This is a genomic window from Nitrospirota bacterium, from assembly GCA_030645475.1.
Taxonomy (GTDB): Bacteria; Nitrospirota; Nitrospiria; order Nitrospirales; family Nitrospiraceae; genus Palsa-1315.
Genome location: JAUSMA010000033.1, coordinates 22,936 through 40,628, shown reverse-complemented (window position 1 = coordinate 40,628; position 17,693 = coordinate 22,936). Strand labels below are relative to the sequence as shown.

The following is a 17,693-nucleotide window of genomic DNA, read 5'->3' as shown; positions in this document are numbered from 1 at the left end:
TTACCGATGCCGCACAGACATTCTTGAGAGGCGAACCTGTGCCAACGCCGCCACCGACAGGACCATAAGGCACGGTAACACAGGTAAGGCATACCGGCCAGCTTCCACTGTGAATAATACGTAGCCCGACATCAGGCCGATGGGGAACAGATAGAGGGGAAGAAGCTCACGCCAGCGGACACGATGAGACCAGGCGCTCCAGACCGCCAACAGAACCAGACCAGGAATCAGGAGCAGTCGTTTCCCGACACTGTAGCTAGCCACCAGCCAGCCTCGGTCGGCAGCATCCCTGCTGAGACCAGAGACAAATCCCTGATCCGAGTTGACCAGATAGTAGGAGTTCCCGATCCAGAAATCGAACATTCTAGTCAGGGTCAGCCCGAGGTATCGAACCGGCGCTTCGCTGATACGCGCCCATCCCTTTTCCTGCAAGAGCCGATCGGTCGACACCTCGTACATCGCATAGGCGTGACGCAAGGGGGTAATCCCGGCGGTTTCCCAAATCTGCGACTCGGTCTCATTGGACATAGGCCAACTCCCTCGCGAGACGGGATCACTGCCCATCCAAAGACCGGCCCCCACTCCGGCAGACACGGGCATGACCCTATCGAACGTCTGATAGTTACGAATGGTCCAGGGCATCACGATCAGCAGACAGGCAAGCAGATAGACCGTTGCGTAGCGGGTCTTGAGCCCGATGGTCTCGGCTCCCCCATAGGCCAGCGCTACGACACCGATCCCCAGCAGCATCGCAGCCGGCTTACACAGCAGGGTCAACCCGGCGAGTATGCCCGTGATGGCAAAGTGGCGGAACCGTCTTGATTCGATCGAGACGATCATCGCCCATAACCATGCGCTCATCAGCAATGTCAGCAAACTCTCACTTCTGATCCGGGGATCGTAGGTCCAATAGGCTGGATAGAGAAACATGGCCGATGCCGTGATCGCACCGGTCCAAGAGCCAAACAGTCTCGTTCCCACCAGGTAGATACAGCTGCTTGTGCCGATGTCGAAGATGACATGCAGATAGGGCACCCAATCCGGTCTGTGGCCGACTAGCTGATAGAACGCGGCTAAGACAGCGGGATAGAGAGGACCGACATGGGCCGACGGCGTGCTCCCATCTAGAGTGAATCGTCCAATCGATGCAAGATTCCAGGCCAAGGTATCGAACAGGTCATCGACGGCATAACCCTGTCTTGGCGTATGGGAAATCGTCCAGGCCCTGGCCAACAATCCCAGCATACCGGCCAACAGCAACAGCGCCGTGGGAGACCACCGTCCGGCTGATCGCTCGTCATTGGCCTGCGTCATTTCGTGCAAATCCCGATGAGATTCGTATCGCTGGCGACTCCTTCCACATACTCGATATCTTCCGGAGTCAGGGCCCTCAACGATGGTCCACCCTGGAGCCGACTGACCAGACCACCGAGCCAATGCCGAACGGGACGAGGCACGACATTACGGAGCCCCCCTGGGTCGAATCGACGTACGGAGTCCATCGATCGCTCCGCCGCTTGCAATCGTGCGCCCTGACGGCGACCGAACCAGCAGATGCTCGAAAAGTAGGGAGAGAGTATCTCGCGAAACTCTTCCTGGTTGTACTCCCGCACGTGGTAGGGATCTCCCGGCTTGTCGACGATACTGTTCCCGTGAGGCGTAAAAATGACGAGCCTGCCCGTTTTGCGCAAGACGCGTGCAACCTCGGCCACGAACCGCCGGTCGTCCACGATATGTTCGATGGTATCTTGCGACAGGATGCAATCGAAGGATTCGTCCTGAAAACCGAGCGCACAACCATCCATGGCCAAAAACGACGCGCCGGAATAGCCGTAGCGGGCACGGTTACTGGCGACGATCTGAGGGGCACAGTCCACCCCGACAACTCGACCGGCCTTTCCGCTCAGATAGTCGGACCCGTAGCCCGTCCCGCAGGCAAGATCGAGCACACGCAACCGATCCAGCCCTGGAATCTGTTTGGCTGCCCAGACATAGCCTGACAAGTTCACGATATGTTGCGTATCGGTCGGATAGGCTTCGCGGCGTTCCATACGATCGTCTTTTCTCTCTACCGGTGCGATGCTGATGAATAGGCCAACAGCTGCTCAACCGGCTGCGGCTTTCTCCACAATCGACGGAAGACCGCCACACCACTCTGGATCTTCAGGCGCCGCGACTCGGGCGCACAACCCAGCGACTGCGCCAATCGCCACCCGATGCCGCCCGCAATCCACCCCTTCATGAGCCAGCGCTTGACCGGAGGAAAATGCTTCTCGACATATCGGATACGGCTGAACTCCCACACGAGCTGTAAGAAGTCATGATCTCGGCCACTGCTCCGCCCAATCAAGTGCACGATGGCCGCCTCAGCGAGATGCCGCACGCGATATCCTTGTTGGCGAAGACGCCGGCACAGATCGGCGTCTTCGAAATACATAAAGAATGATTCGTCCAATCCCCCCAACTGCTCGAACAGCGATCGCCGGACCATCAAGCAGGCCCCATTCGCCCAATCGACATCTTGAGATGTTGTACAGTCGACCGCCTGTGTCGCCGCGGCAACCGCTTGCATGGACGGGGCTATTCGGTGGAAGAGGGCCGAATAGAACAGGTGATCGCGAATAGAGGGAAAAGGGAAAGAGGTTTGGTTCAGATGTCCCTCTCCTGTCCACTGTTTACAACTGACTGCCCCAACATCCGGATGATCGTCCAGGTACCTGACCATCGTCGCCAGCGCGTGATCCCTGACCAGCGTGTCGCTGTTGAGCAGAAGCATGTGCCTCCCGCGACTCACCGCCCCAGCTTGATTCACCGCCTTGGCAAATCCCCGATTGTCCGGATTCGCAATGATCGTGATCGCAGGATAGCTATCTCTGACTGCCGACACCGTGCCGTCACGTGAATCGTTGTCGACGACGATCACGTCAAACCTGATTCCAGACGTGTGGGCATGGAGAGAACGAAGACAATCCAGAAGGAGGTCCTTCGTGTTGTAACTCACAATGGCAATCGACAGATCGATCATCGCATCATCCATCCGTCAGCGATGCTCCCAGAGCACTTTCAACCGTGGAACCTCGATCAGCCAGAGATAGCCACTATAGAGTCCACCTGCAGCCAGACAGGCCGCGGCTAATACCCATGAGGATGGCGCGGCTGAGGTGGCTCCAGACATCAGAAGAATCGCTCCGGCAAGGGCCCCGCCAATGAGCCAGGCTCTCCCGGTCGACCAATACACGGCGTCCACTGCCGTACCGATCAGATCTCTCGTCCCGATCCCTTGTAATAGGAGTCCCACCAGGTAACTGGCGACCAGCGCAGCAGCGGCGCCAGTGAGACCATACCTCATGGTGAGCGGCACAATCGCCAACGTGTAAAAAAGACATTGCCCGATCCAGCTCTTCATCTGAAGATCCGGCCGATTCGCCCCATAGTGGAGGGCGGTCATGACGCTCGAGTACCCCGCGCAGACCGCATACAGGCACAGCACCCTCAGAGGGTCGACGATCGCAAGCCACTGGGAGCCGAATGCCAAGGGCACAATCACCGGAGCGAACACCGCGACTGCAGCGGCCAGTGGAATAAAGATGAATCCCACCAGCCCCATTTGCAGTTCGAAAACACGGATCACCCCCGGTCGATCCCGTTGAAGCAACGCATAGGTGGGCATGCTGATCTGATGGATCAACACAGTGGCCCGTACGCCCAACAACAGCGGAATCGCTAACGCGATCTGATAGAGTCCCAGCGAATCCTGTCCGAGCATACGACCGATCATCAGCTCGCCCCCGCTCATGACCACGAAGATACAGAGCGTCGTGACGTTCAGATGTTTGCCGTAACTCCACAAGTACTCCCGTGCAGGACCATAGAGCGAGAGGCGCGGCTTGAACGGTGCTACCCAGAACGACAGGAGGCTGCCCACGCCCATCCCTAGCAGTTGCCCAAGCAAAAGCGCCCAGACGTTTCTGAGCCACAACGCAAGTGAGATGATTGCGCCGGCTTCAATCACACGTCTGACGAGGTCCATGGTGACACGAAGGCGCAGGTTCAGACTTTTTGCCACGAGTGCCATCGCCGGACTCTGCAATCCCTGCAGTACGAGTAACCAGGCATGGACCCGCAACAGCGACGCCAATTGAGGCATCTGCATGACCTGACCGATCACATCGGCCGTGGTCCAGAGGCAAGCGGCCATGGCCACTCCCCGCGCAATCGCGATGGTCCAGGCAACCGCCAAATCCTCACGGTCAACCTCAGTCTTGGCGATCAACGCCGACTCAACGCCCAGCTCACTGATCGTCATGAAGGCCAGCACGATGGTCGCGGATGCCGCCATGACACCGAAATCAGCCGGGCTCAGGAGTCGAGCTACCACCATGAGCTGAATAGCTGCGATCACCTTATCCAATATAAATCCAGCCCCAGCCCATCCACCGGCCTGGAGAATTCGATGGCGGAGACGGAGCGGAGCTGGCTCTGCCATGCCCTGCTTCATCTGAGAATCAGTGATCGTCATCTCGCCCTGTGTCATCATGTTGTTCGCTGCGCTGCGGCATGAGCCGCGAGACAGACCCGCTCCAACTCTTGCGCACGCGCTCCCCACGTATGGGATTGCACCACCGCCATCCGTCCACGTTCCCCCATTGTTGCCCGCGCATCTTGGTCTTCAAGCAGGCGGAGCAACTGTCGGGCCAAATCCTCTGCATCGTCCGGCTGTGCTGCGAGCCCGCAACCGATCGCCTCCACCGTCTCTCCGTACCCAGGACCAACTGTCGTCACGACAGGACGGCCACAAGCAAGATATTCCCATAATTTCATAGAGTCGCCTGGATAGGATCGAGTGTGACGATGCAAGACGACACAGACATCGCAGGCCGCAATCCATGTCGGCACCTGTGCCCAGTCGGCCCGACCGACAAAGCGGACGATATCCGTCAATCCCCGTTGCTGAACCAGTTCTTCAAGGGCAGGTCTTGTTTGGCCGTCTCCCACCAGCAAAAATGTGGCGGTGGGCACCTTGTCACGGACCAACCCTACGGCGTCAATCAGCGTCTCCAACCCGTGCCAAGGAAAGAATCCCCCGACAAATCCGATATAGGGGCCTGAGGCAGGAAGGCCGAGGACCTGTCTCGCCGCTCCATGCGATTGAGGGTGGAACCGGTCCCCATCGACTCCATTGCGAACGACGAAACACCGCTCTGGAAGAACGCCCCAAGACTGCTGCATCTGCGTCACGATCTCGCCGCAGATACTCACCACCGCCTCCACACGGTGCGCCGCAACTTTCAATGCCGTACGAAGCACCCACCGTATGAGAGGAAACCGCCAGAACCCTTGTACCTCTTCCTCCGGGAATCCGTTGACGAACAGTACGCTCGCACAGCGATGGCCGGACAGGGCGAGCAATGGAGCCATCTGCCCCGGTGAATCGAACCAGAGCAGCACATCCGGCCGCCACGTCACCAGTTCTTGCCGGAGCACAGCCCATGACGCAATCAGAAAGGAAAAGGGCCTGAGTCCAGCCATCCGCCAGACCCAAACAGGATGGAACGACAGCGAGGCAAACTCCTGCGCGAGTTGATGTCCTTGAACAGGCTGAGGGCCAAGAATTTTAATGGTATGACCGCGTAACGAAAGAGCCTTGGCAAATTCAAGAACCTGCCTGGCTCCGCCTGCTGCAATACTCAGGTCTTCATCACAGAACAGAAGAATGCGCATGGTGTATCGGAACCTGCCTGGCGGCAAGCCATTCTTTCAAGCGAGTCGTGAGGTGCGTCCAACTATAATCCTGCTCAATGAAACGTCGGCCCTGCGTAGCCATATCAGATTGCCGTTCCCGGTCGTCCAGTAAAGCTACCACCGCCTCAGCCAATGAGACCGGATCGTCAGGCGGAACCAAGACGACTCCGGCCTCAACAGAAAATATGGCGGAGACTGAGGGAATCGCGCTGGCAATCACGGGCCTTCCGCAGGCCAGGTAATCAAACACTTTGACCGGAGATGTTTCCCCCCTATCCCCTCGGAACGGAGCCACGCAGAGCGTCGTCGAACCGATCCAGATCGGAACCTCCCGATAGGGTATCCTGCCTGCCCAGGTAATGCACGAAGTCAGTGCTAAGCGTTCTGCTTGCTGTTTCAACTCCGGCGCAGCTTCTCCATCACCAACTAAAAGGAGATGCACAGATGGTCTCGTCCGCCTGATGATGGCCATCGCATCTAACAAACAATGCAGTCCTTGATATCGATAAAAGCTCCCGACAAAACCAATGTAGTCCCTATTAGCGTCCAACCCAAGTCGATGCCGACATGTCGCGGCGTCCTGAGGAGCAAATAAGCCGGTATCCGTCCCGCTCGGTACTACGGCCACTCGCTCAGCAGCAACCCGATAGCGGTGAATGACGAGATCCCGCAATCCAACGGTCAAGACAACCACCCGATCGCAGCGCCTGAGCGCAAACGATGCCAGCCAATGTTTGAGCCTCAGCTTGAGCCCGCGGTCGGTCTCCGACCAATCAGGCACCGGCTCCCCATTCACTTCACAGACACACTGAGCTCCGACGAGTCTCGCAAAGAGCAACGGATGAGGGCTGTCCATCCACCGGTAATAGACGATGTCAGGTTTCGACTTGCAGGCTTGCACAAGTCCGACGAAACAGGAAACCACCGCATAGGACAGCGGCCGCAAGAGCGGCCAAGAGAGGAGTGGGATCGGCGCGGTCGAAAAACCACGTTGAAGCAACGAGGACCGGTATCGAGGGGGGAGCACGGTCACGCTGTCGCCTTGTTCGACGAGCTGACGTGCCAACGTCCAGAGCCGGACAAGCCCGACGGGATCGGATGGCGCATCCGGCTCATACCAATAACAGAAGATGAACCACCTCATGCCCGCGCTCGCTGAAGGGTGCCGTCCGTTTGCTCCGATGTCAGACGTGGCAAGATCATGACGAGTCCCGCGCAGAGCCAGAATGGCTCCATGATACGAATGATGATGAAGGTATTGGCTCCCACGCCATGCGCCAGCATGGCCACCATGCCGAGCAGCAACCCATGGGCCAATCCTTTACAGAAGGGATCCTGTTCGGACAGAAAGGTCTCCCGCGCGCGGCGCCACAAGCGGACGATCAGGAAGATGAATGCGACCAGACCGGCAAGACCCGTTTCACCGAGGATCTTGACATATTGCGCGTCTGCCCAGGCATACCCGGTGACACCCCGCCCGAGCAGAGGACTATGGAGCCAATCATTCAGCACATATTGCCAGGAACGCAGCCGCTCAGTCGTGGACAGATCCAACCCGACACGCCCGACTTTGATTTCGCCGCCATACTGCCGCCCGAAAAACGTCTCGTTGACGCGGTTTTTCACATTGTCCGGCACAACAAACGGAAGGGCCACGGCGAGCAGGAGCATCAACGCGAGCACACCGGGTCTCCGCCACTGCGTCGCAGCGACAGCCAGCATCAAGACTCCAGCAGCCAGGTACGATGAACGAGACAGCGTGGCCATCAGCGCGAGACTGATAAACCCCATCAGCAGCACGAGTACCACCCGAATCGGATTGGACTTCAAGTGGAGAAACAGGCCCATGACGATGGCCATGATGAAGACCAGATACCCACCAAGGGTATTGGGCTCTCCGCTCTCCCCTTCAAACGGCGCACTCGCCCGTTGCCCGCTCGGGATTTGAAGAATCGCGTAGACACTGATGACGAAGCAGATGGCAAGCAACGCGGTGACCAAACTGACGACCTGACGTTTAGTCGACACATGATTCACTACCATAAAGAAGACGAAGAAATATTCAAAGTATTTCAGGATGAAGAAAAATCCCGTCAGGGGACGAACCCGTCCGGCGATGACGCCGATGAGTGTGGCGAGCACACAGGCCAGCATGTAGTAGGCGATGGGACGATTGAGTGGCGTTTCTCGAATGAGGGCCAGATCGCGGTAGATAATCGTTTTGACCAGCCAACTGAATCCGATAATCACCAGCAGAAGATCGTCCACACGCAACGAGAGATCACGCGCCCCGACGCCTCGACCGTCCACATGCCCGACCGCAATTTCCGGAGAGAGTAACATGGAAAAGATGAGCAGGAAGAGCGCGGCGGGTACCGAGGTGAAGGCGATCAGGACGATAAGAAAACCGAAGACAACCTGGATGCCGACCATGGGAGTCGTCAGCGTGAGGCCGAACGCGAGTACGGCGGCCAACACCGAAACGATGACGGCATCTTGCGATTTCACCAATGACGCATGCATGGAATCTCAGCTCCTAGCGCCGCGTCAGCGATATTCGTAGCGGTACACACCGTAGTCCGGCGTGACCTCGGACTTCACGTTCGTCAAGACGATGCCCATTACATTGGCCTGGGCATGGTCCAGGAGGAACTTGGCCCGTTTGAGGGCATTCCGACCGATGCGCCCGACTTGGTAGACCAGAATCGTCCCATCGACGCGCGAGCTGAACGCGACCGCATCTGTGACCGGAAGAATAGGGGGAGAATCGAAGAGCACGAGATCGTACTCCTCATTCATCTCATTCACGAGTGTCTTGATCTTGGTCATGTTGAGGAACTCGTTCGGATTGCCGACCTCAGACCCACTGGTGAGAATATGCAGATTATCTAATCCCGGCGTGCTCATCACACGATCGACTCCCATCGGGCCGAGCATCAGATCCGTGGCGGATCGGACATGGTGACGCCAAGACGTACTGCCGACCAAGGCATCCGCCAGTCCTGGAATCCGCTCAAGGCCCAATCGCTGATGCACGATCGGCCGCCGAAGGTCGGCATCGACGAGTAACACTCGTTGTCCTTCCTGGGCCAGTGTGATCGCCAAATTGGTCACACAGGTGCTCTTGCCTTCCCCAAGCCCGGCGCTGGTAAAGAGGATGGATTTGACCTTCCGATCCATACTGGCGAACTGAATATTCGTCCGCAACGACCGCAGACTCTCCGACAGCACGGATTTCGGGTCGATCAAACAAATGAGTTTCGAGAAATTCTCCACGGACGACGCAGAGGCACGGGCAGGAAGCGCCGCACGGGCCGCCTCTTCCATTTCTTTCCCGTCGAACTGCGGAATCACGCCCAGGACCGGCACCTTGAGAAATTCCTCAATGCCTTCGATCGTCCCGATCGAGGTATCGAACGATTCGCGCGCAAACGCGACCACGATCCCGAGAAAGATCCCCATGAGCGAGCCCACCATGAGGTTCAACTGCGTATTGGGTGCATTGATCGGTCCGCCGGGCGTGATCGCCGGCGCCACGATCGTGACCTCCTCAATCTGTTCCGCACTCTTAATCTGCAGCTCTTGATGCTTGGCCTTGAGCGTCGCCAACAGGTCGGCGTTGACTTTCACCTCACGCTCGAGCCGGCTCATTTGAATCGCCGCGCGCGGGAACTGCAAATACCGGCCTCGATAACGATCCCGCTGATCCAGAAGCGTCGCCTCGCGATCCTGCATGGTCTTGAGCTTGGCTCGAAGCTCAAGGACCATCTCACCCCTGACGTTGTCGATTTTCTGCTGCTGTTCCCGGACTTGCGGATGATCCGTTGTGTAATTGATCAAGAGAGTGTTGCGTTCCTGCATGAGATCCAGGAGGCGTTGATTCAAGATCGTGAGCAGCGCATTCTGCTCCTCCGTGAAGATCCGGCCGGTTTGATTGCCAATCACTGCATCGGTTCGATTGAGCACCGAGATCTGCCGCTCGCCTTCCGCCCGCTTTCGCATGACCTCATTGTGCTGCTCCTCCAGCTTGGTGAAGGTCTCCAGCGCAGCACGCGCCTCATCGGTCAGAAAGACCTGGCCCTCGCGTTCCCGAAAAGCCCGAAGCGCGTCTTCCGCATTGTTCAACTGCTTTTCAAGCCCGGCCAGCTGTTCCTCGACAAATCGCCTCGATTCCATCACGAGCCGATTCCGGGTCATGATATTTTCCAGCCGGTAGGCATTCGCCACGGAATTGGCCGTCTTCTCTGCCATCTCCGGTCGATCCGAGGTCGCTGTGATACGGATAATGTTCGTATCGCCTTCCCGCTGCGTCTTAATCTCCTGCCCGAGGTTATAGACCATGTTCAGATACACTGCCGACCGCTTCTCTTCCGCCGTCACACTAGCTGGCACCAGCCCTAATTCCATCGCTACGCGCTCCATGACCGGGAACCCCCGGATAAACTCGGTCTGGGAGTTGAGGTCGTTGGCGTTGGAAAACGACATGGTCTCGATCAACTGTTGTGCCACTGTACTCGTTCGGTCGAACTTCACACGCGCCGACGCTTCGTAGAGCGGGCTCGGCTTGAACATCTCCGAGAATAGGAATGTGAACAACACGACCAGACCAGCCGCCAGCAGGATGAGATACTTCCGCTTCTTGACGATCAGCCAGTAATCGATGACGTTGAGTTCGTATTGGGCCATAGGATCAGCGTCCTTCTCTCATCTCGATTGTGACGATCACCGCCCCAGCAACGCGGGAATAATAAATGCCGGATAGAATGGCGCAATCCCGGCCGAAATGATCGGCATGATCATTTTCCCAGCTTCGGAGGCGTCGCCCAGATGTTGGCGCGGCACAAAGACGATGTCGTTTTCCTCCAACGCGAGATTCCTCGTCATATCGCCATAGGTAAATGCGCGCGCGAGATCGGCCATCAACATATTCGGCTTTGAGAGGTCGCCGCCTCGGATCACTCGAACTTCTTCCATCAAGGCCGTCTCATGATACATATCGACCGCGGCAAGGGCCTGCATCACGGTCATATGTCTCGACATGGGAACCATCCCAGGCTTCTTCACATCCCCGAAGACGAAGACACGCTTGACCTTTAAAACCTTTTTCTTCAGCAACACCTGCACACGCGGCTGTTTCATATAGGGAATCGCGGCTTCCTGAACCCGGGATTCCGCCACGGCCGCGGTCATGCCTCCAACATCCACTTCCATAAATCCCACGGAAATTTTTCCGTTCTCCCGGACCACGCTGGAGAACTTTTCTTCGCCTGCGCCGCGGCGAATCACCACCTCAAGCGTGTCGCCAGTCTCAACGGGCGTTTCTGCAGTCGGAACCGTTTCATCGGCATAGACATCTCCCTTCGGCAACGGCGGGACCACCGTTCCTGGAGGACTAATGGCCGATGGAGGCAACGAGGAACTCGCCGGATTGTGGCATCCAATGAATGCCATCGCGCAAATCGAGCCAGCCCCCAGAAAACCTATGAGATGTCGGGATATGAGCTGTCGCACGTTCTCATCTCCTCTTGTTCTATCGCAACTCAACCGATAAGGAACCGAGAGGCATCACTTCCACAATGTGAAGGGACGTGTCGGCCCGCAAGTCCACTGTCTTTGATAACGGTGACTGACCAGAGAGAGCCTGTTGCGAAATCTGTAAAATGGGACGCAACGGGTACTGGCGATTCAGTTGAAACACGATTCCGGTTTCCCCGGTATTCAAGCGAACGGCCGTGCCTAAGGGGTAGATCGAGAGTTGATCGATCAACGCCTTCAGGAGATGATGCGGAAACACCGTTTTGCCTTCGACGAGCAACGTACGAATTGCCCGGTGGGGGGACCCTCCACTGCGATTGGGCCGCGCACTCATTAACGCATCAAACACGTCTGCCAGCCCAATGATGAGCGCGAATTCGTCGATTTGATTCCCCGTTAACTGACTTGGATAGCCGCTGCCGTCCCATCGCTCATGCTCTTGAAGGATGACCTTTCCTACCCATGGGTAGACATCTCCAGCTTCCTTGAACAAATGAGCCCCCTGCTGAGGATGCTCTTTCATCTGTTTGCGTTCTTCCGCTGTCAGCGCTTCAGACTTATACAGAACCGAGTCAGGCAGGAGGAACATACCGAGATCGTGCAGCAATCCGGCCAAGGCAACCCGCTCGAGCTTCGCTGGCTCATACCGAAGTGCTTCCGCAATCTTCACACTCACAATTGCGACGTTGACGGCATTTTTGATGAGATAATCACCGGCTTCTTGCTGCAGAGCAGTCTGTACCAGCTTGTCATGAGCGCCGATCGACGCCACGATACCGGATGCGATTCTGGCCATTTCATCAAGTGGCCAAGGCTGTCTCGCCTGGACCGCTCGTTTGATTCCCTGGAGTTCCTGACATGCCCGCTGATACCAATTGATCTCTGGAACAGACGATGCCGGTGTGGAGGGTGAAACAGGAAGGCCGGTCGGCGCAACCGAATGAATGGGACTTTTCGCATCAGGACCAAGGGCGCCCGGACTCGACTGTCCTCGAAGAAGATCGGTTAACCGCGTCACGTTACCCCCGGCCTCTCTCATGCTCAAATATGGCACATACAACTAACGGCTATTCGCCCGTCTCCCGACGGGAAAAGGCGTGACTGGCTTCTCTTCCATCTTGGCAAACTCTCGTTCTAACATTGCCCTGATGAAGCCACTGGTGGTGTATCCCTGCTGTTTCAGGTTATCGAGCTGGGTTTTGAGGTCGAGCGGTAACTGAATCACGATGCGTACGAGTTTTGGCATACCCTAGCTCCCTTAAAAATAGACACACAGATCCTAAGTCACCACGAATGAATGCACATGCTATGCCTTGCTAGCAGATGATGAAAAATGAACAAAATTGAAGCCTTATGCTATGAAGACTTCACCGGGGGTGAAGAGAGGGACGAAATTCGTCTTGCCAGGACGTGAAATGTGCAATCTCTCATGCTCGGACCGACCTGGGAGTCAGCAGTAATGGTCCTGTGTGGGCCTTCACGCCATGCGGCAAGGTCCACATTACCGATCGTGCCACTGAGTCCAGACCCGAGTCCAATTAGCCCGTTCACAGGCCCACAAACACGATGCGCTATCCGTCGGCTGCCACACCAAGTCGCGTGTCCAATGCACATGAAGCGCCGCCTCAGAGATTCCTCCGTCAAACCACACCCCGCCGTCTCGATCCGTTCGCAACACCATGCTCCCTTCCTCCACATATGCAGCTAGAACGGCTGCAGCCGGGTGTCCGTAAGAATTATGGCGACCAGCTGAGAATACCGCGTACTGGGGATGTACCGAGGCCAACCATTCACGATTCAACGAACTCACCGCCCCGTGATGAGGCACCTTGAGCACCTCGATCGGATCATGAGGCCGCGCACTCCTCATCCTGGCCAAACCATCTCGTTCAACATCCGCGGCAAAAAGCATCGTGTGGCTGCCGCACGTCAGATGCGTGACCACGGAACGATTATTCAGGCCATGTCCACCAGAGGAGCGATCATGAAGCGGCGCACCAACTAGCTCATCGGCTAGTGGGTTGAGGACCACCATTCGACAGGGCCCGGACGATACAATTTCCTGTCCCTCATTGGCCATCTGCTCTTGCAACCCTCGACTGCTCAATGACTGCTCCAAGCGGTGATAGAACAATTCTTCTCTTGTCTCGCCCAAGCCCCAATAGTTCTTTACGCTGAAATGGCGGATCACCCAGGCCAGCCCTCCGACATGATCCAGTTGAGGATGTGTGCCAATCACATGGTCGATGGTGTGAATTCCACGGCTCCAGAGAAACGGAGCAACTACCCCACGGCCCATATCGAATCGCTCATACGTCGCCCCCCCATCGATCAAGACGACCTGACCGTCAGGCAGCTCGATGACCGCGCTATCACCCTGGCCGACATCAAGAAACGTGACTCGGAAGTGATCCCCATCGGGAAATACTCGTGGTGACCAGGCCCACCAGAGTAATACCAGCAGCACTCCGGCGCCGGCACCCCATCGTATTGCCACCAGGCCTACTCGTTGCCACAACAACACAAGACATCCATAGAACAGCACTATGGTAAGAATCGATGGTGCTGCCACATGCCATTCCCCTCCAGGCAACGTTGACAGCAGGCGAACCGCATCCACGAAGGATTCGAGTAACCACTGATTCAGCGAAGCCATGGGCAGATGCGTTCCCTCTACCAGGATATGCCAGACGCCTGCGGCCAGTCCGATTGGAACCAGCAGAATGCCCATCACCGGAACAGCCAGCACATTGGTGAAGACACCAAGCCAGGGCAACTGATTGAAGTAGTAGGCCACAAGAGGAAGCGTGACGAGGGTGACCATTCCACTCATCAGCATCGAGTCTCTCCCCCATTGAACGCAAGTCCTCAGGAACGACGGCGCAGCTGGTAACTCTTCTATGTCAGCAGCGCTGTGTCGAGAGAGCCACCCGGCAATGGCGATGACGGACACAAACGAGAGCTGAAAGGAAATATCGAATAGCGCCTGAGGGTCGTGCAACAGGATCACAACCGCAGCGGCAGAGAGGGCATGGAACAGACGACGCTCCTGGCCAAGCCAGATCGCACTCAGCCCCACAGCCACCATCAACAGCGAACGCATCGTCGCCAGCTCCGCCCCGGCCAAGCAGGCATAGCCAGCCACTGGAATAATGGTACAGACCGCAGCCACGCGAGTCGGCGTGATGCGCCGGGACAGCGCCAGTAACCAATCAGCGGGCAACAGAATCACGCCCCATCTGACCACCGCGAAGATGAGCAGTGCGACAAGGCCCAAATGACTTCCGGAAATTGACAGGAGATGAACCGTCCCGGTTATCATGAACTGATCGCGCAGGTCTGGGTCCAAATACCCCCGATCACCGATGATGATGCCTAGATAAAGCCCCACTGCCGGTTGTGGAAGGGTCTGCAGCGCGGCGAGCCGGATACCACTCCTCCACCGATCGAACTGATTCCAGATCGCCCACCAGGCATGCGCGTGCCCAGACTCAAGAAGCTGCACCGCCTCAGCTCCCGTCACCGTACCCATGACATCGATCCCTTGATGCTCAAGATAGACCGCATAATCGAATCCGCCAGGATTCAATGACCCACTTGGAGGGCGCAACCGAGTCTGAAAACGGATCCGATCCCCTTGAAAGAAGAGTCGATCAGGAGTCCGCCAGGTCAGCCGAACATGCCTGATTGCTCCCGAATCTCCCACAGAATTATCCGGCTTGACGATCATTACCAGTCGATCCGGCGACTGTTGCACCGGTGCCACAATACGACCGATCACTTGGGTCATCGTATCGGAAGGGGGCTCGACCATCGGAGCATGCACAGGCAGGTGTACGGCGAGACTCCAATAGACGACGCCTGCTAAGAGCGCGCCGTAGAGCCCTATCGCCTGGGGACTGGATTGTCGATTGAATCGTTCGAAGAGAGTGCTGCCACAGGCAGCGAGAAAGAGGAGGAATGAAACGGACAGAGGGAAATAGGAAACCAGAGATCCGACGAAGAGCCCGATAATGAAAACCACAATGAGGGACGGCAGCATGAGCCTCCCTCAACAGGAATTGGGGAAGACGACAACTCTACCCTAAATGCGTCTTGACGACGTCGACCAGCCGATTGGCCACATCACGAATTGTATCGTCACGCTCCCCTTCGACCATCACCCGCAGCAATGATTCGGTCCCGGAGTAACGCACCAACACGCGTCCACTACCATTGAGACGCTGCTCACTCTCACGTATAGCCTGTTGCAGTTCTGGGACTGTATCGAGTTTCGGTTTCTTCGTCACCTTCACGTTAAGTAATACTTGTGGCACCGCCGTCATGGCTTTAGCCAACTCTGACAACGGTTTGCCCGTGCGCTTCATCAGCGAGAGAACTTGTAATGCCGAGAGTAACCCGTCACCGGTCGTATTATGATCCAGGAAGATGAAATGGCCCGACTGCTCCCCTCCGAAGTTGTACCCCTCAGCAGACATCCGTTCGAGTAAATATCTGTCACCGACGGCAGTCCGCACCAGCGTAATACCGGCTTTCGTCATGGCAAGCTCCAGTCCGAAGTTGCTCATGACAGTCCCCACTACCGTTTGCTTCGCCAACTGGCCCTGACCATGAAGGTCCAACGCCAACATCGCCATGATATGATCACCATCCACAACAGTCCCCTGTTCGCAGACGAAAATGGCGCGATCGGCGTCCCCGTCCAAGGCAATTCCAATATCGGCTCCCTGCGTACGGACGACCTGCTGCAGCAGTTGCGGGTGGACGGCCCCACAGCCGGCATTGATATTCATCCCGTCCGGTTTATCGCCGATCACCTCGACCTTCGCCCCGAGCTCGCGCAGTACTTTCGGCGCAACCTTATACGCTGCGCCATTTGCACAATCGACCACCACTTTGAGGCCCTGAAAATCGAGCTCCTTCGGCAACGAGCGCTTGACGAACTCGATATACCGCCCTTCGGCATCATCGATTCGATAGGCCTTCCCGATGGCATCGGCCGTCGGCCGAAGATGGGCAATCTCATTCGAGACGATCAATTCCTCAATACGCGCTTCCATCTCATCGGGCAACTTCAATCCATCGTTGGAGAAAAACTTGATGCCATTATCCTGATAGGGATTGTGCGAAGCCGAGATCATCACCCCTGCATCGGCGCGGAGACTCCTCGTCAAGAACGCGATCGCCGGAGTCGGCATTGGACCGACTACCAACACATCGACACCCATCGAGCAAATCCCGGAGATCAACGCCGACTCCAACATATAACCGGAAATGCGAGTATCTTTGCCGATCACAATCTGATGGCGTCCCGCTCGGCGCATAAACAAATGTGCGGCGGCCCGTCCCAGCTGCATGGCCATTTCGCTGGTCATCGGATCGAGGTTGGCGACCCCTCGAACTCCGTCTGTACCGAATAATTTACGCATGCTGAGCTTTCATGGATACGGTCGTTTCCTGACTGATTGCCACGGTCACCTGCATCACATCTTTCATGGCACGCACATCATGCACGCGAAGGATTCCTGCTCCACGCTCGACTGCCATCGCCACCGCCGCCGCCGTCGCCCACTGACGCTCCTGAACCGGTCGATCCACAAGCTGTCCAAGAAATGTCTTGCGTGACACGCCCACCAGTAAGGGGCATCCAAAACATGCGAAACGGTGTAGTCGGGCCAACAGCGTAAGGTTATGTACGAGCAGCTTACCAAATCCGATGCCAGGATCAAGCACGATTTGTCTTTGCCCAATCCCATGGGTCGTCGCAAAGCGAATTCGTTCCTCGAAAAATGCGGCAACCTCGCCGATCACATCCTCATAATGTGGAACCTGTTGCATCGTGCGCGGCGTGCCTTGCATGTGCATGAGAATAATCCCGGCCCCCGTACGGGCAATGACCTCGGCCATCGTAGGATCGCCGCGTAAGGCGGTGACATCGTTTACCAGCACGGCGCCTGCATCGAGGGCCGCCTGTGCGACAGAGGCTTTCGAGGTATCGATGGAAATCGGAACCGTGACAGCTCTTGCGACAGCGGTTACCACGGGAATCGCACGACGGAGCTCTTCTGCCTCATCAACGGGATCGGCGCCTGGGCGCGTGGACTCAGCTCCGATATCCAAGAGATCGGCCCCTTCTTCCACTAATTGAATGGCATGGGTGACGGCGGCTTCCGCATCCAAATAGCGCCCACCGTCCGAGAATGAATCCGGCGTCACGTTCACGACCCCCATCAATAATGGACGACCTGGAAATTCGATCAGCCGATCCTTCGCCTGCCGCATCAATGCCCTAAGATCTAACACCACACGACTACGCCTCCACGTATATAGACTGATCACGCGGCCAGAAACAGCCACTCATCGTAGCCGCATCTTGATACATGTCACAACTGAGCATCGCGAGAAGGAATACCCTC

At 56.9% G+C, this 17,693-nt stretch carries 14 protein-coding genes; all 14 read right to left on the bottom strand.

All coding sequences use genetic code 11. The features are described 5' to 3' along the window. Complete coding sequence (locus tag Q7U76_08130; GenBank protein ID MDO8356340.1) at nucleotides 1–1,314, bottom strand: glycosyltransferase family 39 protein; 1,314 nt, start codon at nucleotides 1,312–1,314, stop codon at nucleotides 1–3. After that, nucleotides 1,311–2,051: a class I SAM-dependent methyltransferase gene (locus Q7U76_08125; GenBank protein ID MDO8356339.1), complete on the bottom strand. Its 741-nt coding sequence runs from the start codon at nucleotides 2,049–2,051 to the stop codon at nucleotides 1,311–1,313. Before Q7U76_08125 ends, Q7U76_08130 begins: the two co-directional genes overlap by 4 nt. Before the next feature lie 17 nt (nucleotides 2,052–2,068). Further along, entirely contained in the window at nucleotides 2,069–3,037 is a 969-nt protein-coding gene (locus Q7U76_08120; protein ID MDO8356338.1) for a glycosyltransferase family 2 protein, read from the bottom strand. Between the two features lie 3 nt (nucleotides 3,038–3,040). Next, entirely contained in the window at nucleotides 3,041–4,486 is a 1,446-nt protein-coding gene (locus tag Q7U76_08115) for an oligosaccharide flippase family protein (GenBank protein MDO8356337.1), read from the bottom strand. 47 nt (nucleotides 4,487–4,533) lie between these two features. Next, a complete protein-coding gene (locus tag Q7U76_08110; protein MDO8356336.1) occupies nucleotides 4,534–5,721 on the bottom strand; it encodes a glycosyltransferase family 4 protein in 1,188 nt (395 codons plus the stop codon). After that, a complete protein-coding gene (locus Q7U76_08105) occupies nucleotides 5,699–6,886 on the bottom strand; it encodes a glycosyltransferase family 4 protein (protein MDO8356335.1) in 1,188 nt (395 codons plus the stop codon). Before Q7U76_08105 ends, Q7U76_08110 begins: the two co-directional genes overlap by 23 nt. Continuing rightward, a complete protein-coding gene (locus Q7U76_08100) occupies nucleotides 6,883–8,265 on the bottom strand; it encodes an O-antigen ligase family protein (GenBank protein MDO8356334.1) in 1,383 nt (460 codons plus the stop codon). The genes Q7U76_08105 and Q7U76_08100 overlap by 4 nt, the downstream gene beginning before the upstream one ends. Before the next feature lie 24 nt (nucleotides 8,266–8,289). Then, nucleotides 8,290–10,428: a polysaccharide biosynthesis tyrosine autokinase gene (locus Q7U76_08095; GenBank protein MDO8356333.1), complete on the bottom strand. Its 2,139-nt coding sequence runs from the start codon at nucleotides 10,426–10,428 to the stop codon at nucleotides 8,290–8,292. Nucleotides 10,429–10,464: 36 nt separating this feature from the next. Continuing rightward, on the bottom strand, nucleotides 10,465–11,193 hold the full coding sequence (locus Q7U76_08090) for a hypothetical protein (GenBank protein MDO8356332.1): 729 nt from the start codon (nucleotides 11,191–11,193) through the stop codon (nucleotides 10,465–10,467). A 79-nt stretch (nucleotides 11,194–11,272) separates the two neighbouring features. After that, a complete protein-coding gene (locus Q7U76_08085) occupies nucleotides 11,273–12,316 on the bottom strand; it encodes an HD-GYP domain-containing protein (GenBank protein ID MDO8356331.1) in 1,044 nt (347 codons plus the stop codon). A 21-nt stretch (nucleotides 12,317–12,337) separates the two neighbouring features. Continuing rightward, nucleotides 12,338–12,523, bottom strand: a complete 186-nt coding sequence (locus tag Q7U76_08080; protein MDO8356330.1) for a hypothetical protein — start codon at nucleotides 12,521–12,523, stop codon at nucleotides 12,338–12,340. A gap of 255 nt (nucleotides 12,524–12,778) precedes the next feature. Beyond that, complete coding sequence (locus tag Q7U76_08075; GenBank protein ID MDO8356329.1) at nucleotides 12,779–15,319, bottom strand: DNA internalization-related competence protein ComEC/Rec2; 2,541 nt, start codon at nucleotides 15,317–15,319, stop codon at nucleotides 12,779–12,781. A gap of 37 nt (nucleotides 15,320–15,356) precedes the next feature. Beyond that, nucleotides 15,357–16,706 (bottom strand): phosphoglucosamine mutase, encoded by a 1,350-nt coding sequence (glmM, locus tag Q7U76_08070; protein ID MDO8356328.1) that lies wholly within the window; start codon nucleotides 16,704–16,706, stop codon nucleotides 15,357–15,359. Beyond that, a complete protein-coding gene (folP, locus tag Q7U76_08065; GenBank protein ID MDO8356327.1) occupies nucleotides 16,699–17,583 on the bottom strand; it encodes a dihydropteroate synthase in 885 nt (294 codons plus the stop codon). The genes glmM and folP overlap by 8 nt, the downstream gene beginning before the upstream one ends. Nucleotides 17,584–17,693: the final 110 nt, after the last annotated feature.